Source organism: Microbacterium sp. LjRoot205 (assembly GCF_056175745.1).
Window position 1 is genome coordinate 68,412 of record NZ_JBGFFH010000008.1, and the last position, 19,013, is coordinate 87,424.

The window sequence follows — 19,013 nt, forward strand, 5'->3', positions numbered from 1 at the left end:
GCGGGGCTTCGATCGAGGTGAATGCTCGGGGCGGTCAGACCTCGGCAAGCAGACGGAAGACCTTGGACGCTGCCTGGATCTCGTCCTGCGTGAGCTCGGCCACGATCGTCCGCAGACGCGACGCGTGATCTCTGCGCAGTTCTGCGAGCACGGTGCAGGCGGCCGGTGTCGGCGTCAGAACCCGCAGCCGGCCGTCCCGCTCGTCCGGCCGGGACTCGATCAGCCCCAGCTCCTCGAGCATGCGCACCTGGCGGCTGATGACCGACTTGTCCATCTCGAAGCGCTCGGCCAGCTCGTGCGCATTCGCCGATTCGGCCCGTTCGATGAAGGTCAGCAGCTTGTAGCCGCCCACCTGCAGCTCGGGGTCGATGCGCGCAGCCGACTCCTTCCAGAGCGTCCTGGTCCTCGCGAAGATCAGGTTCAGATGCGTCTGCAGGTCGCCGAGCGCGGTGTCGACGTCGGCGGGCTCCACCGCCACGGGGGTGGCCATGTCAGCGCCTCGGCTCCTGGTCGTCTCGTTCGAGCACCGTCACAGAGCCGGTGGTCGGTGAGGCGGAGTCGACGCCCGAGAGTCGGATCGTCCCGGTCGACATCGTGGCGCCGACCTCTGCCTCCGAGACCTCGAGAACCGATTCCTCGGCCTGCTCGCGCAGCTGCTCGGCGGCGTTCTTCGTCGAGAGCGGCTTGTTCTTGATGAACGCGATCGCGATGATGGCGATCAGCGCCAGCGGGATGGCGATGATGAACGCGTCGGCGATGCCGTGGCCGTAGGCTCCCTCGACGATCGTGCGGATCGTGTCAGGCAGCTGCGTGACCTTCGGCACGTCACCCGAAGCGAGGTGCTTCAGGGCGTCGACCTCTTCCGGCGTCGTCGGCGTGAAGCCGTCGAGCGCATCGGTGATGTAGTTCGCGACACTCGTCGAGAGGGTCGCGCCCATGACCGTCACGCCGATGGTGCCGGCGATCGTGCGGAAGAAGTTGACGTTCGACGAGGCGGCGCCCAGCTGCTGCGGAGCCGTGTCGTTCTGCACGATGAGGGTGAGGTTCTGCATGACCATGCCGAGGCCCGCGCCGAGCACGAACATGTAGACGGCGACCAGCGGGAACGGGGTGTCGTAGCGCAACGTCGACATCAGGCTGACGCCGACCGTGGTGAGGATGGAGCCCGTGAGCATCCAGCCCTTCCACTTGCCGAACCGGCTGACGAGCTGGCCGATGATGATCGACGCACCCATCTGGCCGATGATCATCGGGATCGTCATGAGGCCCGACTCGGTCGGTGTGGCGCCGCGCGCGAGCTGGAAGTACTGGGCGAGGAACACCGAGGTCGCGAACATCGAGACGCCGATGGCGATGGAGGCGATGACTGACAGCGTGAAGGTGCGGTTGCGGAACAGCGACATCGGCACGATCGGTTCCTTGACGAAGAACTCGACGGTGATGAAGCCGGCGATCGCGACGGCGGCGATGACGGCGAGCGTGATGCTGGTCGACGAGTCCCAATCGAACTCGCTGCCGCCCATCGAGACCCAGATGAGCAGGGTCGAGACGCCGACGGCGAGGAGGACGATGCCGAAGTAGTCGATCGAGACCTTGCGGTCACGCTGCGGCTTGGGCAGGTGCAGCGTGAACTGCAGCAGCACGAGGGCGAGGATCGCGAAGGGAACGCCGACGAAGAAGTTGGAGCGCCAGCCCCACACGTCGGTGAGGAGTCCGCCGAGCAGCGGGCCGCCGATGGTGCCGAGCGCCATGATGCCGCCGACCACGCCCATGTACTTGCCACGCTCGCGCGGCGAGATGATGAGGGCGACCGCGATCATCACGAGCGACATCAGACCACCCACGCCGATGCCCTGGATCACGCGCACGGCGGTGAGCATGTTCGTGTCAGTCGAGAAGCCGGCGATCACGGTGCCGACGGTGAAGATGATGAGAGACAGCTGCACGAGGATCTTGCGATCGACGAGGTCGGCGAGCTTGCCCCAGATGGGCGTCGAGACGGCGGTCGCCAGCAGGCTGGCCGTGATGACCCAGGTGTACTGCGACTGGGTGCCGCCGAGGTCGGCGATGATGACGGGCATCGAGGTCGACACCACGGTGCCCGAGAGCACGGCGACGAACATTCCGACGACGAGGCCGGAGATCGCGGTGAAGACCTCGCGAGGCGAACGCGTCGCCTCGGCTGAAGAGGTGGGAGTGATGTTGGTCACAGTGGAGAGCTCCTGTGTAGAAAGTTGATAAGAGTCAACTATACGCCTATTGGTTGCGAAAGTGCAACTGTAGACCGGGAGCAACCATCTCTCAGTGGGGCGGAGCGTCAGCCTCCGCTCGTGTCGTTCGCGGGCTCGGCGCTGCGCTGCGTCATCGACCACGAGGCGAGCAGCGCGAGGCGCTCAGCGGATGGCGAGCCCGGTTCGGCCGTGTAGACCAGCAGCACGTTGCCGGGTTCGGCGGTGATCGCGAGCTCTTCGTACGCCAATGTCAGCTCGCCCACGAGCGGATGCTGGAACCGCTTCGTGCCGGCGCCGTGGATGCGCACGTCGTGGGCGGCCCACAGTCGCCGGAACGTCTCGCTGCGGGTCGATAGCTCGCCGACGAGATCCTGCAGCCCCTTGTCGTGCGGGTCGCGCCCCGCCTCGGCGCGCATGATCGCGACGCACATCTCAGCGAAGAGATCCCAATCCGGATAGAAGTCGCGCGCCGCCGGGTCGAGGAACTGGAAGCGAGCGAGATTCGGCGTCCGCCCGCCGTCGCCGATCACCGGCGAGTAGAACGCGCGGGCGAGATCGTTCGTGGCGACCAGGTTCTGGCGGGGGTCCCTGACGAACGCGATCGCGTCGGTGATCGACGACAGCGCCCACTGCAGGCTAGGTCGTGCACCCCCGGGCTTCGCCGACCGGCGACGCGAGCGACCGCTCGACGGGATGCCGTCGGCCGCGCGGGCGAGGTCCAGCAGATGCGCGCGCTCGGCGTCGTCCAGCTGGAGGGCTGACGCGAGCGCGTCGAGCACCGCGGCGGAGGCGCCGGCGATCGCGCCGCGCTCGAGCTTCGCGTAGTACTCGACGCTGACTCCGGCGAGCGCTGCGGCCTCACTGCGCCGCAGGCCGGCGACACGTCGGTTCCCGCCGGCCGGGATGCCGACCGACTCGGGCGCGACACGCGCGCGGCGGGTCATCAGGAACTCGCGGACCTCGGATCTGTTGTCCATGCTCAGGACGCTACCCCCGACCGCGCTCCGCAGGGAGGCTCTCGCAGTACACCCCTCGACAGGGACTCCCTCAGAGCGCCCGACAGGCGCAGAGTGGACGGCATGACATCCGCAGCCCGCCCCTCCGCCGACCGGGTGCTTCCTGCCCTGCTGCTTCTGCTGACCGTGTTCGGACCGATCTCGATGGACCTCTATCTGCCCGCCCTTCCGGCTCTCACGGCGGAGCTGGGCGCCGCCACATCCGTCGCGCAGCTCACCGTGACCGCCTGCCTCATCGGTCTCGCGGCCGGTCAGCTCATCGCCGGGCCGGTGTCGGATCGGTACGGACGCCGCGGCATCCTGCTCATCGGCATCGTGGCGTACATCGTCACGTCGACGCTGTGCGCGATCAGTCCGACCGTCGAGCTGCTGATCGCCGCCCGATTCGTCCAAGGACTCGCCGGCGGCGTCGGCATCGTGATCGCACAGGCGGCCGGCCGTGACGTGTTCTCCGGCCGAGAGCTGATCCGCTTCTATGCGCGGCTCACCGTCGTCGGCGGTTTCGCGGCGGTCGTCGGCCCGCTGCTCGGGGGCCTCCTCAACACGATCATCGACTGGCGGGGACTCTTCGTCTTCCTCGCGGTCATCGGCACCGCCATCCTGATCGCCGCGCTCGCACGGTTCAGGGAGACGCTGCCGATCGAGGCACGGACGACGGGCGGCCTGACCCGCACCCTGAGCGACTATCGGACGCTCCTCCGAGACCGCGTCTTCGTCGGCGCCGTCCTGAACCAGGGGCTGATGTACGCCGCGCTCTTCGCCTACCTGTCCGGCGCGACGTTCGTGCTGCAGGACATCTACGGCCTGTCGCCCCTCGGATACGCCCTCGCGTTCGGCGCGAACTCGGCAGGATTCATGGTCTTCGGTCACCTGGCCGGCCGCTTCTCCGAACGAGGTCACGTGCACGCGGTGCTCGCCGCGGGTGTCGCGGTCGCGACCGCCGGCGCCATCGGCCTGCTCGCCGCCGGACTCGTGCCGATGCCGCTGTGGGTCGTGCTCGCGTCGCTGTTCGCCCTCGCCGCGGGCGTCTCCATCTCGTCTCCCCCGGCCACGACCCTCGCTCTGATCGGATACCCGCAGATCGCCGGCACCGCCTCGTCGCTTCTCGGAATGGTGCGGTTCGGCTTCGGGGGCATCGCCGCCCCGCTCGTCGGCGTCGCCGGCGCCTTGAGCATCCTGCCGCTCGGCGTGGTCACCGTCACCACGACCGCGCTCGCAGCCGTCGCCCTGGTGCTGATCGGCACCGCACAGGGGCGAGCGGCACGACACTCCCCGCCCACGACCTCATCCACCGCCCTCACTCACTGAAGGAGAACATCATGAACACAGACACCGTCAGCACACGCACCATGCGCGCCGTCGTCATGCACGCCCCCGGAGACGTCCGCGTCGAGGAGATCCCCCGCGCCGCCGTCGTCGAGCCGACGGATGCGGTCATCCGCGTCACCGCTGCCTGCATCTGCGGCTCGGACCTCTGGCCCTACCGCGGCATCGAGCCGGTGGATCACCCCACGCCGATGGGGCACGAGTACATCGGCGTGGTCGAGGAGATCGGCGACGAGGTCCGCGACATCAAGGTCGGCGACTTCGTCGTGGGGTCGTTCGTCGCCTCGGACAACACGTGCGAGATCTGCCAGGCCGGCTTCCAGTCGCGCTGCATCCACCAGGTCATGATGGGCGGGGTCGGCACGCAGTCCGACTACGCCCGCATCCCCCTCGCCGACGGCACCCTCGTCGTGGTCGAGGGCGACCCGACACCCGCGCAAACCCGCAGCCTGCTGGCGGCATCCGACGTTCTGGGCACTGGCTGGTTCGCCGCTGTCGCCGCCGAGGCGGGGCCAGGCAAGACCGTCGCGGTGGTCGGCGACGGAGCCGTCGGCCTGCTCGCCGTCCTCGCCGCCAGGCAGCTCGGAGCCGAGCGCATCATCGCCATGTCACGTCATGCCGACCGTCAGGCGCTCGCGACGAAGTTCGGGGCCACCGACATCGTCGAGGAGCGCGGCGACGCCGGCGTCGCGAAGATCAAGGAGCTCACCGGCGGGTACGGCGCGCACTCGACGATCGAGGCCGTCGGCACGCAGGAGTCGATGATGCAGGCGATCCACGCCACACGCCCGGGCGGACACGTCGGCTACGTCGGCGTGAGCCATGGCGTCGAGCTCGACGGACTCGACCTCTTCTTCTCGACCGTCAGCCTTCTGGGCGGACCGGCTCCCGTGCGCCGGTTCCTCCCCGAGCTGATCGACCTCATCATGACCGATCAGATCGATCCGGGCATCGTGTTCGACCTGACGCTCCCGATCAAGCGGGCCGCCGAGGGATACAAGGCGATGGACGAGCGTCGCGCCACGAAGGTGCTGCTCACCACTGACTGAACCTCATGGATGACGCGGGAGGGCGCACACCGCGTCCTCCCGCGGGCGCGGGAGCAGTCGGGTTCAGTGCGGGAGAGAGCTGGAGTTGTCGAGGTCGAGATCCACGTCCACGTGCCAGTCGGGCTCGGAGTCGTCATCGACGTCCGGGGAGTCTGGATAGAGGCGGTGCGCCTGCAGCCTCGCCGCGTGCTCGGTGAAGTCCGGCTCGTCGTCGTCGAACTCGTGCGGTCCGACCAGCAGGTCGTTGCCGACGCCGATGACGAGATCGGCGCAGTCCTCGCGCCCGCCGACGAGGATGGGGATCTCGACCGCGTCGGCTTCCCCCTCCTTCGCGACTGCTGCGGCGAGGGTCACGAGGGAATCTGCCACGTCATCGGTGGTCACCAGCTGCTGGCCTGCATACGAGACGATCTTCATCTCTCCATCCTCGCCGAGCTCGCGAATCCGTGGTTCGGGGTTGCGCCGCCCGTCGCGGTTCGATAGGCGCTCCGGAGCCGGATCGGCCCGGCTCACATGCGGGCGTAGCGCGCCCGGGCGAAGCAGAACAGGCCGTAGAGGGCGAGACCTGCGCCGACCACCCACAGGATCACAGCGCCGAAGGGCAACCCGGCCAGAGCACGCAGCGCCGAGTCCAGGCCGCCCGCGGTCTCGGGGTCGTGGGTGAGCGCCGCGATGACGAAGAGCACGCCGGCGACGCCGACCGCGATGCCCTTGGCGACGTAGCCGGCCACTCCGAACGCGGTGATTCCCGAACGGGCCTTCGCCGACGGCACGGAGAGATGCTCCATGAACGCGCGGGTGATGCCGCGCACGATGAAGGCGATCCCGACCGCTGCCACCCCGAGCCCGACCAGCACGAGCAGCACGACACCGGCCGGCGCCGCCAGCAGCCTCGCACTGAACGACTGCGAAGACTCGGACGACTGCGACTGCCCGCCGAGCGCATAGATCAGAGCCGTCGCGCCGATCGCCAGGTAGGCGACGGCTGTGCCCACGAACTTCGCCCGGTGCGCCCACATCTTCTTCGTATCGGGATCGCGCTCGATGACGGCCTCGGCGATCTGCCAGATCGCCAGTGCGAACAGGCCGAGCACGATCAGCCAGAGCAGGAACACGCCGGCAGGCGACTCCTGGATCTGCTGCAGGGCACCGCCCTGATCCGCGTTCTCGCCGCCGCCGCCGGTGGCGATCGAGATCGCGATCCCGCCGATGAGGATGTGCAGGATGCCGAGCACGACGTACCCGACGCGGGCGAGGACGCGGAAGGCGGTGGAGTCCTGAGCGGCCCTCGCGGTGGAGGCTGCCGAGTCGCGAGTGTTCATGGGTTCACGGGGCTTTCGATCGGTTCTTCGGAGATGTCTGACGTGCTGCGGGACCGGGCGAGGCGGCGCGCACGCGTCGCTTCCACGCAGGCCCAGACGAACGTGGCGACGGCGACGCCCTCGAGCATTCCGGCGACCACATCGCTGAGCCAGTGGGCGTGGAGGTAGGTGCGGCTCCACATCATGAGCGCGATCCACGCGACACCGACGACCCAGACCCACCGGCGTCGGAGCACGAGTCCGAGGATCACCACCACGGTCGTGGCGACGGCGGTGTGCCCGGACGGGAAGGAGGTCGCGACGCTCTCTGCGAGCGAGTCGACCGGGCGCGTGCGGCCGATCACCGCGGCCATGGTCGCTCCGATGGCGACCACGGTGACCATCGCGATCGCCAGCGTCGCCGCGTCCCACCGCCGTCCGCGCCAGAGGAGAGCCGCGATCAGCAGCGCTCCGACCACGATCATGCCGATCGTGCCGCCGACGACGGCGGGCACCCAGGCGACGACGAGCCAGGCGTCGCTGCTCAGCGCGACCATGAGGTCGTGCCACCAGATGTCGACCGCGAGCGGCTCGTGACCGCCGAGGGCCACCACGGCGCGCAGCACGACGAACGCGAGGGTCGCTGCGGCACCGACGACGATCGCGCCGGTGCCGCGCTGCGCCACGGTCATGCCGAGATCAGGCGAGGGGCTCGTTGTCGCGGATGCTGCGGCGGGTCACACGCTCGCCGGTCGCGGGGTCGACGGCCGTGCGGTCGACGGTCTCGGTACGCCGACTGCGCATCACGAGAATGAGGCTGATCAGGAAGACGACGACTCCTGCACCCATGAGGATGTAGCCGATCAGGTCGAGATCGACATAGCCGCCGGTGTCGATGTTGAGTGCGAAGACGAGGATCGCTCCGATGACGAAGAGCGCGATGCCGCTTCCGATACCCATATGTCCATTCCTCTCCGAGGCCGCGTTCGCGGACTCGCGACGCCCAGAATAGGGTCAGTGCAGATTGAGTCAATGGGCATGGACACACCCTGCGTCTCGTGGTAAGGATGGGAATGATGACCGATCTCGAACGCCGCGCCGGCATCTTCGCCGCACTCGCCGATCAGACGCGCCTGCGCATCGTCGATCTGCTCACGCTCGGAGATCTGTCGTCCTCCGAGATCGGGACGGCTCTCGACCTGCGCTCGAACCTCATCGCGCACCACCTGGGAGTGCTCGAATCAGCGCAGATCATCGCGCGCACCCGCTCGGAGTTCGACAGACGGCGCAGCTACATCGGGCTGCGCCCCGAGGTCTTCACCACTCTCGCGCCCCCCAGCGTCGCCCCGCCTCGCCGTGTGCTGTTCGTCTGCACCGCGAACTCCGCGCGGTCGCAGCTCGCCGAGGCGATCTGGCGCGATACGAGTCCGGTGGCCGTCGCCTCGGCAGGAACCCGACCTGCCGAGATGGTGAATCCCGAGGCCACCGCGGCGGCCGCTCGGCACGGGCTCGTCATCGACGGCGACCATCCACCCCGCCACCTCGACGACGTGCTCGCCGAGGGCGACCTCGTGATCACGGTGTGCGACGACGCCCACGAGCGTCTCGGTCAGCGCGACGACCTGCACTGGTCGATCCGCGACCCTGCCCGCATCGGCACGCCGGCCGCCTTCGACGCCACCTTCGATGCGCTCGTGCAGCGCATCGGCGCCTTCTCGTCTCGCCTCGTCGCCGCCTGAGCCGATGTCCCCGGTGCGTGCGACGATCTGCACGTCGACGGGAGAACAGGATGCGGGGCGAAGCCACCGTGCTGCACGCCGACCTCGACGCGTTCTACGCCTCGGTCGAGCAACGCGATGCCCCCGAGCTGCGCGGCCGACCGGTCATCGTCGGCGGCGGCGTCGTGCTCGCTGCGAGCTATGAGGCCAAGGCGCGCGGAGTGCGCACGGCGATGGGCGGACGACAGGCGCTGCAGCTGTGCCCGGATGCCGTGGTCGTCCCCCCGCGCATGGAGGCGTACTCCGCAGCCAGCAAAGACGTGTTCGCGATCTTCCGCGACACGACGCCGCTCGTCGAGGGACTCTCCATCGATGAGGCCTTTCTCGAGGTCGGGGGCCTCAGGCGCATCGTCGGCACCCCCGAAGAGGTCGCCGTGCGTCTGCGCGAGCGGGTGCGCACCGAGGTCGGGCTGGCCATCTCGGTAGGCGTCGCCCGCACGAAGTTCCTCGCCAAGGTCGCGAGCGCCGTCAGCAAGCCCGACGGGTTGCTCGTGGTCGAACCCGAACGCGAAGAGGAGTTCCTGCTCCCTCTGCCGGTCGAGCGGCTGTGGGGCGTGGGCGCCGTCACCGCCGAGAAGCTGCAGCGCTACGGCATCCGCACGGTCGGCCAGCTGGCCGAACTCGAGGCAGCCACTGCCGAGCGGATGCTGGGCACAGCGGTCGGCGCGCACCTGCACGCCCTCGCCCGCCTGCGGGATCCGCGTCCGGTCGACACGACCCGCCGCCGCGCATCGATCGGCTCGCAGCGCGCCCTCGGCACGGGCCCGCGCTCGGCCGAGGAGCTCGATCTGATCCTGACGCAGATCGTCGACCGCCTCGCGCGACGGCTGCGCGACGGAGACCGGGTCTGCCGGTCGGTGGTGCTGCGCCTCCGTTTCGGCGACTTCGCGAAGGCGACCCGATCGCGCACGCTCGTATCCGCCACCGATCGCACCGCGATCCTGCTCACGGTCGCTCGCGCACTGCTCACCGCCGCGCATCCCGAGATCGCTGAACGTGGCATCACGCTGATCGGGTTGTCGCTGTCGCACCTCGATCACGCAGACCGCATGCAGCCCGAGCTGCCGATCGACTGGGGAGACGAAGAACGCCTCGACACGGTTCTCGACACCCTGCGCGATCGGTTCGGCGCGACGTCGGTCTCGCGCGCCGCGCAGATGGGTCGTGATCCCGGGTGGTCCAGCCCGATACTCCCCGAGCACGAGTGACCGATGGGCGCACCGCGTGAGCCGGGTCAGCCGCGTCTCTAGCCGAGGTCGTAGGCGACGCCGTCCGGCATCTCCACCGGAGCGGCCGTGGGCGATTCGACGCCACGCGTGAGCGTGCGCAGGCGGTCGACCAGCGCGGGATCTTCGAGTTCGGGCCCTGGGCCGGGCACTTCCTTGGCCACGATCTGGCTGGCAGGCCCGATCAGGAACTTCGCGGTGACGACCGCGCCGTCCGGCTCTTGCACCGGGATCTCCACGAGCTCGGCACGCTCCTCTTCGCCCAGTGCGCGCCCGTACGCCAGCAGCGCATCTGCGATGTCGTCCCCCGTGAGATAGGCGTCGCCGCCGTAGATGATCGTCTGCATGGTTCCGTTCTAGAGCAGTCCGGGCCGTTCCGTCCGCCCCTTGCCCCGGTGCAGTGCGACTGATAGCGACTTGCGAACGGGGCAGGCTTTTCCTCGTAATGTGGACTCCATGGCAGATCAGAAGACGATGATCCAGACGGAGGTCCGGGCCGATGGGGTGACCTATCTGCTCGCTCAGGATCAGGACCTCGGCGAGCTCAAGCGTCGCATCGAAGACGCGATCGCGACGGCCGGCAGGTTCGTCGATTTCGTCGTCGTCGGCAATCGTCAGGTGAGCCTTCTGGTCACGCCCCGCTCACAGGTCTCGATCGCTGTGGCGACCGTCCTCTTCGACGCCCGCGACACGGGAGACGTCGACTTCCCCTACGGCGGCCACTACGACCTGCTCTGACCGCGGGCGACGGGGCCGTCGGGCTCAGAGCTGGTCGAGCACCAGTTCGCCCCGCGAGTTCAGCTGATCCATCATGTGAGCGACCCGCGCGGGGTCGATCGCGTGCACGGTCGGAAGATCGAACTCGAACACCAGCGGGATGGCAGGGTGCACCCAGATCGTCAGGCGGCCCGATGACGCCTCCGGCTTCGGCAGCCAGGTCATCATGAAGCTCTCGTTGCGACGAAGCTTCGTGCCGATCACGATCTTCACGTGCGCCAAGGTCACTTCTTCGATCTCGATCGCCGGTCGCGAGCTGTTGTACTCCAGTTTCCCCATAGGAGAACTGTACGCTCAGCAGAACTGATCGCGTGAACCCCATCCTCCGACCCAGGCCTCCACCCTCGGGTCTGAGCGCAGGAGGTGGATGCCGTCCGCGACGGCACGGTGCGATTCGAAGGCGTCTGACGTGCCCCACCGCACGGCGCGACGCATCGCCCGCCGCGAGCGCAGCACGCCCAGCGACGAGCCCTCGGCATCGACGAGATCGACCCCGCCGACATCGCCCGTGCCGAGACCCGCGATGCGCTCGGTGATCCAGTCCCGCTCGAGGACCACGACCGGTCGATCGAGTTCCCAGATCACCCGGGCGTCGAGCGGGCCATCGTCGACCGTGATGCGCGGGTCGCCCGCGAAGGCGGTCATCGTCGCATCGACCACCACTCGCGCCAGCGGGAACGCGGCGAGGATCGAGTCCACGGCGATGAACAGCGCCTCCGGGGTGTAGGTCCCGCGCAGCCTGACGACGAGGTCGGGCACGTCGGACAGCAGACCTCGCGGGGCGGAACCGCCGACCGGAATCGATGAGACGAGCGTCATGGTCTGGGCGTTCGCGCGCTCGAGCCCCGAACCGCTGCGCTCGGCCCATTCGGGTCCGTCGTGCCACGCCACGGCCGTGGGCACGTGGGCCAGCACGGCACCCGCCTGCCACATCCGATGCGCCCACTCCCAGTCCTCGCCCCCATAGGCCGAGAAGGACTCGTCGAATCCGCCGGTCTCGTCGAACAGGCGGCGTGAGCAGGCGATCACCGCGCCGATGACGAACCGGTATGACCGGTCATCGGCGTCGAGCAGATCGCGGCTTCGGGCGTACTCCTGCGCGAGCCACGTCGGCTCGGGGAGCTCACGGTCGACCACCGCCTCGAGCACGGGGGTCTCCGGGGCGATGCCCGAGAAGTCCGCGTGCCGACGGCGTCCGACGGCGACGGCCTCGGGAAGCAGCGCCGGAAGCCGGGTGAGCTCTCGCACGTACCCGGGTTCGGGGGCGGTGTCGGCATCGAGGAAGCAGAGGACGTCGCCACTGCTCGCGCGCACGCCGAGATTGCGTGCGGCCGCGAGCCGGAAGCCCCGGTCGTCCTGGCGCACGAGGATCACCCCGTCCGGCACGCGGACATCGCCGGCGGAGCCGTCGTCGGCGACGACGATCTCGAGAAGCTCGTGCGGATAGTCCTGCACCGACAGGGCGGACAGCGTGCGGGCGAGCTCGGCCGGCTGCTCATAGTGGGCCACGATCACCGACACTCTCGGCAGGGTCTCGGGGTCGACGCCGTCGAGCGTGTCCCACCTGTTGCCGACGACCCAGGGCCGCCGCGTCACCGGGCCAGCCCTCTCCACCAGCGCACGTACGCCTCAGCCGCCTCCGGCCACGACATCGGCAGCCTTGTCAGGCCGTGCCAGGTCGACTCCGGGTGTTCGAAGGCGCGCCGCACCGCCACCGCGAGCTCGGGTTCGTCGACCGTGTGCAGAGTCCCGGGGCGCAGTGTCGCCATCTCGTCCATGTAGCGGTTGCGCACCGCGACCGGTCGGCGACCCCAGCCGATCCACGACGCCAGGGAGCCGGATGCCGACACATGACGATGCGCGATCACCGGCACCGACACAGCGCGGCCCCGCCGCGCGATCTCCGCGTCGTCGAGCCAGCCTGTCACCTCGACCTCGACCCCGAGGGCGCCCGCTCGGCGCACGAAGTCCTCGAGTTCGGCGGCATGCCCCTCCGAGGCACGGCCGAGAACCGTCATCCTGCCGATGCCCGCCTGCGCGGCCGCGCGGGCCGCCTCGTCATGTCCCTTGCCGGGATAGAAGTAGCCGAGCACACCGACCGACCCGTCCGTCGGCATCCGCCCCGCGTCGGTCTCGAGGTCCACCGGCAGCGGAATGCTCGCCGCCGGTCCCGACCAGACCCCCTCTTCACGGAGCAGCGCACGCTCGTGATCGCTGTTGACGGCCACCCCTCGCGCCGCCGCGGCCACGGCTGCGTAGGCCTCCCGCCGACGGGGCAGATTGCGCTCGCCGTCCGACGCCTGCGGCACGTCGTGCAGGGTGACGCTGACCGGCCGCCGCGCGGCGAGAGCGGTGAACGCCTGCGACGCCTGCTCGGGAGAATCACCCCACAGACGATCCGTGAAGTGCACGTGCAGCGCGGCATCCGCGGGCGTCGCATCGAGATCGGCCGCGTCGATCGTGCGGATCGACGGCTCCTGTGCCCGTACGGCGGAGGCCATCTCACGCCCGTAGATGGCGACGCCGTGGGTTCCGGCGTGCACCAGCAGCAGCGGAGCGGCGCTCATCGCGTCCGCCACACGTCGAGCAGAGGGGCGAGGCGCGTCAGGGCGGCATCGACGAACTCGGGGTGGGCGGCGTACCATTCGAGGTGGGCGGCCCGCACCTCGGCATCGTCGATCGGTGCGCCGTCGACGATCCAGTGCGCGCGCGGCTCGTCGGCCAGCTCCCACGCCTCGACGACCTCCGGGTGCAGCGGCGCCCGCACCGAATTCAGCAGCGGACGCCCGGGATCGGTCGGACCGCCGGTGTGGCCGAGGGCTTCGAGCAGGCGAGCCCCCAGCGGCATCCACACCGCGTCGCCCGGGTGGTTGACGGTGCGCGCGTGATCGGCCGTGACCGAGTCGAACAGGTCGGAGACCCGCACGTCGGCGCTCTGCTCGCGGACGCGCAGCGTGTCGATCGACGACTCCCCCACGGCACGCACCTCGTCGGGTGCGAGCGCGGCGACGACCGGGATGCCTGCGGCGGCAGCGAGCGTGCGGATGTCGTGATAGGCCACGATCGGCGGGTCTCCCTCGACGCCGGGCACGCGGATCGCGGCTTGGAACGGATGCAGGCCCGCGAAGCGCACCGGCGGCACGGTCAGCACGCGGGCATCCGTCGCCGCGGCGATCTGGCGCGTGCCCAACGGCAGATCACGATAGTCGTCTCGGATGGGCTGACTCACGACGGTGTCGGCGGTGCGGACGATCTCGTGCAGGCGCGTGGCGTCGTCGGAGGTCATCTCGTGCACGGCGGGTACGCGCACGAAGCGGTGCTCGGGAGCGTCCATCACCATGCGCAGCGATTCGGCCTGGCAGTTGCCGAGGACGACGCCGTAGCTTTCGGGAAGCGGAGCCAGACCGTAGAACTCCGAGTAGTGTTGGCGGCGCGCTAGCACCAGGGAGCCAGCCGGCGCAACGGCCGTGCGTAGTTCGGGATCATGGCTCATGATTCGAACGTACCCCCTCGATCTCATCAGTCTTGCGTCCCCATTGCAGCGCGGTCTCTCCGTCATCGCGATATACGCACGTCGGGTGCTCAGCCCGCCAACGGAGAACCACATCGTCACCGAACCCGCCTTCATTCGCGTCGCCTCGATCCCGGCCGCCCACCCCTACGTGCGCGCGATCACCGACACACGACGTGTGCGTGTGCTGCCTGACCCTGCTGTTCCGGGCGCGCCGGCCGACGTGTGGTGGCCGCCGGTGGCGCTCACCTCGCAGTGGCTCGCGTCACACGGTGCCGACTTCGACGTGCTGCATGTGCACTTCGGGCTCGAGTCGTTCTCTCCCGGCGAGCTGCGCGAGGCTCTCGAGACCGCGCACCGGGTCGGCAGGCCGATCGTCTACACCGTGCACGACCTGGAGAACCCGCAGCTGGTCGATCAGCGGCCCTATCGTGAACTGCTCGACGTGATCATCCCGACAGCCGACCACCTCGTGACGCTCACCTCGACGGCAGCGGACGAGATCGAACGCCGGTGGCACCGCAGCAGTCGGGTGCTGGCTCACCCCACTCTGCTCGACGGTGCCGCCGTGTCCGAGCACGCGGTCGACGAGACCCTGCGGGTCGGAATCCACCTGCGAGACCTGCGCCCCAACATCGCCGCCGAGCGTGCGGTGCGCGCAGCCGTCGATGCTGCCGCGCTGCTCGCGCAGACAGGACGAGCCGTCGAGTTCGAGCTGCTGATGCACGAGCGCGTCCGCGATGACGCGACGGCGGCTCGCGTGACCGCGGTCGCCGAAGAGCACCCCGCCGTGCGAGTACGACGCACTCCGCGTCTGAGCGACGCCGGCATCGATGCGTGGATCGGAGGACTCGACCTCTTCGTCCTGCCCTACCTGCACGGCACGCACTCCGGATGGGTCGAGCTCTGCTACGACCTGGGGGTTCCCGTGGCGGGAACCGACGTYGGGCACATCAAGTCCCAGCATCCCGACGACTTCTTCGTCATCGACCTCGACGACCCGCAGACGCTGGTCGAGGCCGTGGCTCTCGCCTCCGATGCGCGCGCCTCGTCGCCCCGTGCGTCGCTGGTCGAGCGGCGGCGCTCTGAGAGAGTGGCCGAACGGGAGGCCGTGCGCGACGCGCACGCCCTGCTCTACGCCACCGCACGCGCCGAGATCTCGACGGAGGCACGCGCATGATCGGCCGCGAGCGGTTGCGGGTGATGGTCGTCGCCCCCGAGCGCCATGCCCTCCGCCAACCGCACGCCGGCGGCCTGGAGGCCGTGGTCTGGAACCGCGTGCGCTGGCTGCGCAGCCGTGGCCACGACGTGCAGCTCTGTGCGGCCGAAGGGTCGGACTTCCTGGGCGCCGACATCGATCTGCACCTGCCGAGCCCCCGCTGGCATCAGTCGCGGGATGCGTCCGACACCGACTTCCCCGAGGGCCACCGCCGGCTGATGACGGATGCTTTCGCGCGCGTGCGGGATCAGCTCGACGCCCCCGCGACACGCGTCGATGTGATCGACAATCACAGTCTCCACGGGGATCCGATCCTCTGGAGCCGCGACATCGGGGTGCCGGTCGTCACCACGCTGCACACGCCGCCCCTCGCCGACATGGTGATCGCCTCGAACGCGCTCACAGGCTCCTCGCCGCACCGCTTCCTCGCGGTCAGCCAGTACACGGCGCGCGCCTGGTCGGCCGAGGGCGTCGAGGCGTTCGTCTTCACCAACGGCGTCGACACGGCGCAGTGGAGCCTGGGGCCCGGCGGAGGCGACTGGGTGTGGTTCGGACGGATCGTGCCCGAGAAGGCGCCGCACCTCGCCATCATCGCCGCGCGGCGGGCAGGCGCGCGCCTGAAGCTCGCCGGCCGCGTGGGCGATGCCGCGTACTTCGATCGGGAGGTCCGACCGCTGCTCGGCCACGGCATCGACTATGTCGGGGCCCTGCGACAGCCCGAGCTCTCGGCCCTCGTCGGGGCAGCATCCGTCGCTCTCGTGACCCCGGTGTGGTCGGAGCCCTTCGGACTGGTGATGGCCGAGGCGCTCATGACCGGCACGCCCGTCGCCGCCTTCGACTCCGGCGGCACCAGCGAAGTGCTGGCCGGAATCCCCGGCACCGCCATCGTGCCCTCCGCCGACACCGATGCACTCGCCCGCGCCGCGACGGCGCTGGTCGAGCAGACGCGGCTGGGGCTGTCGCGTCGGGTCGTGCGCGAGGCCGCCTCCGCGCGCCACTCGCTCGATCACAGGCACCGCGAGATCGAGCGGGTCCTCACCGTCGCCGCTCAGAGCGCGGTGCCTGCGCACGAGCTCGCCGACGCAGAGGCGGTCGGAGCATGATCGGCTGGTACGTGCATCATCACGGCTGGGGCCACGTGACCCGGATGCAGGCGATCCGCCCGCACCTCGGAGACGAGGTGACGGTGTTCTCGAGCCTTCCCGAACCCGGCTCGTTGCCCCCGGAGACCATCTGGGTGCAGCTGCCCTCCGACTCCGACGCCGTCGTCGGGCCCGACGGCGTGCGCCGCGAGGCGCATCAGCTCGGCGATGTCACGGCCGGAGGCACCCTGCACTGGGCGCCGCTCGGGCACCCTGGACACCAGGCCCGTCTCGCGGCGATCGCGGAGTGGGTGGCGATCCACCCGACGTCCGCATTCGTCGTCGACGTCAGCGTCGAGGTCACGATCCTGGCTCGTCTGCTGGGGGTGCCGACGATCTCGGTCGCGCAGCCGGGCGATCGCACCGACGCTCCGCACCGTCTGGGGTACGACCTCGCCGACCGCATCCTGGCGCCCTGGGCTCCCGGCACGATCCCCGCGAAGGCCCTCGTCGGTCGCGAGGACCGGGTGCGATCGGTGGGCGCGATCTCGCGCTACGACGGCCGCGCTCGCACCGAGGCAGACGCAGACGCAGCCGCTGACGACGTGCGCCGCGTGCTGTTCCTCGGCCTCGCGCTCGACCCGGTGCGGCTCGCGCAGACGAGGGAGCTGCTGAGCGCAGACGGATGGGTCGTCGAAAACGCAGGGGCGGGCAGCGACGATCGCATCGACGACGTGTGGCCGCTGCTGTGCCGTGCGACCGTCGTCGTGAGCGCGGCGGGTCAGAACAGCATCGCGGACCTCGCGGCCGCGGATGCCCGAGCTGTCGTCATCGCCCAGGAGCGACCCTTCGACGAGCAGAAGGAGATGGCCCGCGTGCTGGCCGCCCACGGGCTCGCCCGGACCGTCGCGGCTGACGCGTCGCCGGCCGAGGTGGTCGACAGCATCCGGCGCGCAGCCGACACCGCTCCCCGCTGGGACGTGTGGCAGGTGTCGGGTTCTGCCGCACGTGCCGCGGCCGCGATCGAGGAGCTGGCACGATGAGCATTCGCGTCGCCGTCATCACCCCGGCATCGGTGAACCGTCTCGACCACCTGCAGCGCCAGCGCCGGTTCCTCGACGAGGTGCGCACGCCGGGCATCGAGGTCGTGCGTGTCGAGGCGTGGCTCGACGTCGACGCACCGCCCGCAGTGCCGTCAGTTCTGTCCGTGCATGTGCCGCCCGGCCGCGACGGCATGCGCGTCGGCGCGGCGCGCAACGCCGCCGCCGCCCTCGCGCTGGATCACGGTGTCGACCTGCTCGTGTTCCTCGATGTCGACTGCCTGCCGGGTCCGGACCTGCTCGAGAGATACGTCGACGCAGCACGGGACCACCCGCACGACCTGCTCTGCGGACCGGTGACCTACCTGCACAGCGTGCAGCGTCCGTCGAGGATGGTCGACCTCGGCACCATGACCCGACCGCATCCGGCTCGTCCCCTGCCACCGGACGGCGACGTGGTGACGGCGACCGATGACGAGTTCGATCTCTTCTGGTCGCTGTCGTTCGCAGTGACCGCTGAGACGTGGACGCGTCTCGGCGGCTTCGACGAGGCGTATGAAGGGTATGGCGCCGAAGACACCGACCTGGGCCGACGGGCTCGGTCTCTCGGCATGCGAGTGCAGTGGGTCGGCGGCGCGCACGCCTACCACCAGTGGCACCCGGCCGGTTCTCCGCCGTGGCGCCACCTCGACGACATCCTGCGCAACGGCGCCCTGTTCGCCGAGCGCTGGGGCGAGTGGCCGATGCGCGGCTGGATAGACAGCTTCATCGAGGGCGGCGCGGTCGAACCCCACGGCGACGGATATCGCCGGGTCGCATCAAGCACCGGCGTTCGCTCAGTCCAGGCGTGAGGACAGCTCCCGGATGATCTCCCCGACCTCTCGCTCCGCACCTGCGACGCGCTCGACCTCGGCCTCGAGATCGGCCAGCGTCTCGGCGCCGTGACGACGCGCGATCTGCAGGTTCGCGCGAATGTTCATGGCTCCCCCCGACAGTCCGGCACGGAGCGCCTCCGCCGCCACCGCGAGATCGACGACGATATGCGGGTTGCCCGCCTCGACGAGCACGCGCACGTCGCGCAGCATCGCCACGCCGATCACGCCGACCTGCGCTGCTGACCGGGCCGCCTCGACAGCAGCGTTGCGGACGCGCTCGTCGCGGGAGGGGTCGTCGCTCGGCAGAGCGAGCGCCGCCCCGAAGCTCGAAGAGACGACGCCGTCCGCCTCGACCGCTCGCAGCGCCTCAGTCCGCTGCCGCGCGAGGCGGTCGACGATGTCCGCCGCTCGCGGATCGTCATCGGAATACCCGCCGACCATGCTCATCAGCGAGGCGGCGATCGCCAGCATCACACCGGACGCCGCACCTCCCCCGGGAGAACCCGTCGGTCGACTCAGTGCGTCCAACCAGTCATCCAGAGGGGTGGACGGGGGGATGTCGGCGGAGTCCTGCATGAGCGT

Annotated in this window: 22 protein-coding genes; 9 read left to right on the plus strand and 13 right to left on the minus strand. The window is 69.8% G+C overall.

Annotation, left to right across the window (positions count from 1 at the left end; all coding sequences use genetic code 11):
* Positions 1-34 precede the first annotated feature (34 nt).
* From AC04ME_RS14665 to AC04ME_RS14675, 3 genes are all read right to left on the minus strand, one after another.
* Positions 35-490, minus strand: coding sequence for a MarR family winged helix-turn-helix transcriptional regulator (locus AC04ME_RS14665; protein WP_042540021.1), 456 nt, complete (start codon positions 488-490; stop codon positions 35-37).
* Between the two features lies 1 nt (position 491).
* Complete coding sequence (locus AC04ME_RS14670; protein WP_475435696.1) at positions 492-2,210, minus strand: MDR family MFS transporter; 1,719 nt, start codon at positions 2,208-2,210, stop codon at positions 492-494.
* Between the two features lie 107 nt (positions 2,211-2,317).
* A complete protein-coding gene (locus AC04ME_RS14675) occupies positions 2,318-3,208 on the minus strand; it encodes a helix-turn-helix transcriptional regulator (RefSeq protein WP_475435698.1) in 891 nt (296 codons plus the stop codon).
* A gap of 102 nt (positions 3,209-3,310) precedes the next feature.
* Between AC04ME_RS14675 and AC04ME_RS14680 the strand changes: the two genes are divergently transcribed.
* Both AC04ME_RS14680 and AC04ME_RS14685 read left to right on the plus strand, forming a co-directional pair.
* Positions 3,311-4,555, plus strand: coding sequence for a multidrug effflux MFS transporter (locus tag AC04ME_RS14680; protein ID WP_475435700.1), 1,245 nt, complete (start codon positions 3,311-3,313; stop codon positions 4,553-4,555).
* 41 nt (positions 4,556-4,596) lie between these two features.
* Positions 4,597-5,622 carry a zinc-dependent alcohol dehydrogenase family protein gene (locus AC04ME_RS14685; RefSeq protein WP_475435912.1) on the plus strand — a complete coding sequence of 342 codons (1,026 nt, stop codon included), beginning with the start codon at positions 4,597-4,599 and terminating at the stop codon, positions 5,620-5,622.
* Positions 5,623-5,685: 63 nt separating this feature from the next.
* Here the strand turns inward: AC04ME_RS14685 and AC04ME_RS14690 are convergent, their stop codons facing one another.
* The 4 genes from AC04ME_RS14690 to AC04ME_RS14705 all read right to left on the minus strand — a co-directional run bounded on the left by AC04ME_RS14690 (position 5,686) and on the right by AC04ME_RS14705 (position 7,883).
* A complete protein-coding gene (locus tag AC04ME_RS14690; RefSeq protein ID WP_042540017.1) occupies positions 5,686-6,039 on the minus strand; it encodes a hypothetical protein in 354 nt (117 codons plus the stop codon).
* 92 nt (positions 6,040-6,131) lie between these two features.
* Positions 6,132-6,944, minus strand: coding sequence for a DUF1206 domain-containing protein (locus AC04ME_RS14695; protein WP_042540016.1), 813 nt, complete (start codon positions 6,942-6,944; stop codon positions 6,132-6,134).
* Positions 6,941-7,615 (minus strand): phosphatase PAP2 family protein, encoded by a 675-nt coding sequence (locus AC04ME_RS14700; RefSeq protein ID WP_042540014.1) that lies wholly within the window; start codon positions 7,613-7,615, stop codon positions 6,941-6,943. Before AC04ME_RS14700 ends, AC04ME_RS14695 begins: the two co-directional genes overlap by 4 nt.
* A 7-nt stretch (positions 7,616-7,622) precedes the next feature.
* Positions 7,623-7,883: a DUF6458 family protein gene (locus AC04ME_RS14705; RefSeq protein WP_042540012.1), complete on the minus strand. Its 261-nt coding sequence runs from the start codon at positions 7,881-7,883 to the stop codon at positions 7,623-7,625.
* 116 nt (positions 7,884-7,999) lie between these two features.
* On the opposite strand from AC04ME_RS14705, the gene AC04ME_RS14710 reads away from it, so the two are divergent.
* Positions 8,000-8,662 carry an arsenate reductase/protein-tyrosine-phosphatase family protein gene (locus tag AC04ME_RS14710; protein ID WP_228385572.1) on the plus strand — a complete coding sequence of 221 codons (663 nt, stop codon included), beginning with the start codon at positions 8,000-8,002 and terminating at the stop codon, positions 8,660-8,662.
* Between the two features lie 50 nt (positions 8,663-8,712).
* Complete coding sequence (gene dinB, locus AC04ME_RS14715) at positions 8,713-9,909, plus strand: DNA polymerase IV (protein WP_475435704.1); 1,197 nt, start codon at positions 8,713-8,715, stop codon at positions 9,907-9,909.
* 38 nt (positions 9,910-9,947) lie between these two features.
* On the opposite strand, the gene AC04ME_RS14720 is transcribed toward dinB, so the two are convergent.
* A complete protein-coding gene (locus tag AC04ME_RS14720) occupies positions 9,948-10,274 on the minus strand; it encodes a hypothetical protein (protein ID WP_475435705.1) in 327 nt (108 codons plus the stop codon).
* Between the two features lie 109 nt (positions 10,275-10,383).
* On the opposite strand from AC04ME_RS14720, the gene AC04ME_RS14725 reads away from it, so the two are divergent.
* On the plus strand, positions 10,384-10,665 hold the full coding sequence (locus AC04ME_RS14725) for a hypothetical protein (RefSeq protein ID WP_042540003.1): 282 nt from the start codon (positions 10,384-10,386) through the stop codon (positions 10,663-10,665).
* Positions 10,666-10,689: 24 nt separating this feature from the next.
* Here the strand turns inward: AC04ME_RS14725 and AC04ME_RS14730 are convergent, their stop codons facing one another.
* Genes AC04ME_RS14730 through AC04ME_RS14745 form a run of 4 tightly spaced genes read right to left on the minus strand, consistent with a single transcriptional unit; the run spans position 10,690 to position 14,197 of the window.
* Complete coding sequence (locus AC04ME_RS14730; protein ID WP_042540001.1) at positions 10,690-10,983, minus strand: DUF7882 family protein; 294 nt, start codon at positions 10,981-10,983, stop codon at positions 10,690-10,692.
* A gap of 15 nt (positions 10,984-10,998) precedes the next feature.
* Positions 10,999-12,300, minus strand: coding sequence for a glycosyltransferase family 2 protein (locus tag AC04ME_RS14735; RefSeq protein ID WP_475435707.1), 1,302 nt, complete (start codon positions 12,298-12,300; stop codon positions 10,999-11,001).
* Entirely contained in the window at positions 12,297-13,271 is a 975-nt protein-coding gene (locus tag AC04ME_RS14740) for a hypothetical protein (RefSeq protein WP_475435709.1), read from the minus strand. Before AC04ME_RS14740 ends, AC04ME_RS14735 begins: the two co-directional genes overlap by 4 nt.
* A complete protein-coding gene (locus tag AC04ME_RS14745; RefSeq protein WP_079113493.1) occupies positions 13,268-14,197 on the minus strand; it encodes a WcbI family polysaccharide biosynthesis putative acetyltransferase in 930 nt (309 codons plus the stop codon). The genes AC04ME_RS14740 and AC04ME_RS14745 overlap by 4 nt, the downstream gene beginning before the upstream one ends.
* A gap of 85 nt (positions 14,198-14,282) precedes the next feature.
* Here AC04ME_RS14745 and AC04ME_RS14750 point away from each other — a divergent pair, with 85 nt between their 5' ends.
* From AC04ME_RS14750 to AC04ME_RS14765, 4 genes are read left to right on the plus strand one after another with little or no spacing between them, the layout of a single operon-like run.
* On the plus strand, positions 14,283-15,395 hold the full coding sequence (locus tag AC04ME_RS14750) for a glycosyltransferase (protein WP_475435711.1): 1,113 nt from the start codon (positions 14,283-14,285) through the stop codon (positions 15,393-15,395).
* Complete coding sequence (locus AC04ME_RS14755) at positions 15,392-16,537, plus strand: glycosyltransferase (protein ID WP_475435713.1); 1,146 nt, start codon at positions 15,392-15,394, stop codon at positions 16,535-16,537. Before AC04ME_RS14750 ends, AC04ME_RS14755 begins: the two co-directional genes overlap by 4 nt.
* The gene (locus AC04ME_RS14760; RefSeq protein WP_475435714.1) at positions 16,534-17,559 is read left to right on the plus strand and encodes a glycosyltransferase; all 1,026 of its coding nucleotides are present in this window, start codon (positions 16,534-16,536) and stop codon (positions 17,557-17,559) included. Before AC04ME_RS14755 ends, AC04ME_RS14760 begins: the two co-directional genes overlap by 4 nt.
* A complete protein-coding gene (locus AC04ME_RS14765) occupies positions 17,556-18,407 on the plus strand; it encodes a galactosyltransferase-related protein (protein WP_475435715.1) in 852 nt (283 codons plus the stop codon). The genes AC04ME_RS14760 and AC04ME_RS14765 overlap by 4 nt, the downstream gene beginning before the upstream one ends.
* On the opposite strand, the gene AC04ME_RS14770 is transcribed toward AC04ME_RS14765, so the two are convergent.
* Positions 18,393-19,007, minus strand: a complete 615-nt coding sequence (locus AC04ME_RS14770; protein ID WP_475435716.1) for a cyclodeaminase/cyclohydrolase family protein — start codon at positions 19,005-19,007, stop codon at positions 18,393-18,395. The two genes, AC04ME_RS14765 and AC04ME_RS14770, sit on opposite strands and share 15 nt — an antisense overlap.
* Between the last annotated feature and the right edge of the window lie 6 nt (positions 19,008-19,013).

Excerpts from the sequence above, each read along its gene's own strand:
- AC04ME_RS14665 (WP_042540021.1), bottom strand. The coding sequence starts at position 490 with ATGGCCACCCCCGTGGCGGTGGAGCCCGCCGACGTCGACACCGCGCTC.
- AC04ME_RS14675 (WP_475435698.1), bottom strand. The coding sequence starts at position 3,208 with ATGGACAACAGATCCGAGGTCCGCGAGTTCCTGATGACCCGCCGCGCG.
- AC04ME_RS14680 (WP_475435700.1), top strand. The coding sequence starts at position 3,311 with ATGACATCCGCAGCCCGCCCCTCCGCCGACCGGGTGCTTCCTGCCCTG.
- AC04ME_RS14685 (WP_475435912.1), top strand. The coding sequence starts at position 4,597 with ATGCGCGCCGTCGTCATGCACGCCCCCGGAGACGTCCGCGTCGAGGAG.
- AC04ME_RS14690 (WP_042540017.1), bottom strand. The coding sequence starts at position 6,039 with ATGAAGATCGTCTCGTATGCAGGCCAGCAGCTGGTGACCACCGATGAC.
- AC04ME_RS14695 (WP_042540016.1), bottom strand. The coding sequence starts at position 6,944 with ATGAACACTCGCGACTCGGCAGCCTCCACCGCGAGGGCCGCTCAGGAC.
- AC04ME_RS14700 (WP_042540014.1), bottom strand. The coding sequence starts at position 7,615 with ATGACCGTGGCGCAGCGCGGCACCGGCGCGATCGTCGTCGGTGCCGCA.
- AC04ME_RS14705 (WP_042540012.1), bottom strand. The coding sequence starts at position 7,883 with ATGGGTATCGGAAGCGGCATCGCGCTCTTCGTCATCGGAGCGATCCTC.
- AC04ME_RS14710 (WP_228385572.1), top strand. The coding sequence starts at position 8,000 with ATGACCGATCTCGAACGCCGCGCCGGCATCTTCGCCGCACTCGCCGAT.
- dinB (WP_475435704.1), top strand. The coding sequence starts at position 8,713 with ATGCGGGGCGAAGCCACCGTGCTGCACGCCGACCTCGACGCGTTCTAC.
- AC04ME_RS14720 (WP_475435705.1), bottom strand. The coding sequence starts at position 10,274 with ATGCAGACGATCATCTACGGCGGCGACGCCTATCTCACGGGGGACGAC.
- AC04ME_RS14725 (WP_042540003.1), top strand. The coding sequence starts at position 10,384 with ATGGCAGATCAGAAGACGATGATCCAGACGGAGGTCCGGGCCGATGGG.
- AC04ME_RS14730 (WP_042540001.1), bottom strand. The coding sequence starts at position 10,983 with ATGGGGAAACTGGAGTACAACAGCTCGCGACCGGCGATCGAGATCGAA.
- AC04ME_RS14740 (WP_475435709.1), bottom strand. The coding sequence starts at position 13,271 with ATGAGCGCCGCTCCGCTGCTGCTGGTGCACGCCGGAACCCACGGCGTC.
- AC04ME_RS14745 (WP_079113493.1), bottom strand. The coding sequence starts at position 14,197 with ATGAGCCATGATCCCGAACTACGCACGGCCGTTGCGCCGGCTGGCTCC.
- AC04ME_RS14755 (WP_475435713.1), top strand. The coding sequence starts at position 15,392 with ATGATCGGCCGCGAGCGGTTGCGGGTGATGGTCGTCGCCCCCGAGCGC.
- AC04ME_RS14760 (WP_475435714.1), top strand. The coding sequence starts at position 16,534 with ATGATCGGCTGGTACGTGCATCATCACGGCTGGGGCCACGTGACCCGG.
- AC04ME_RS14765 (WP_475435715.1), top strand. The coding sequence starts at position 17,556 with ATGAGCATTCGCGTCGCCGTCATCACCCCGGCATCGGTGAACCGTCTC.
- AC04ME_RS14770 (WP_475435716.1), bottom strand. The coding sequence starts at position 19,007 with ATGCAGGACTCCGCCGACATCCCCCCGTCCACCCCTCTGGATGACTGG.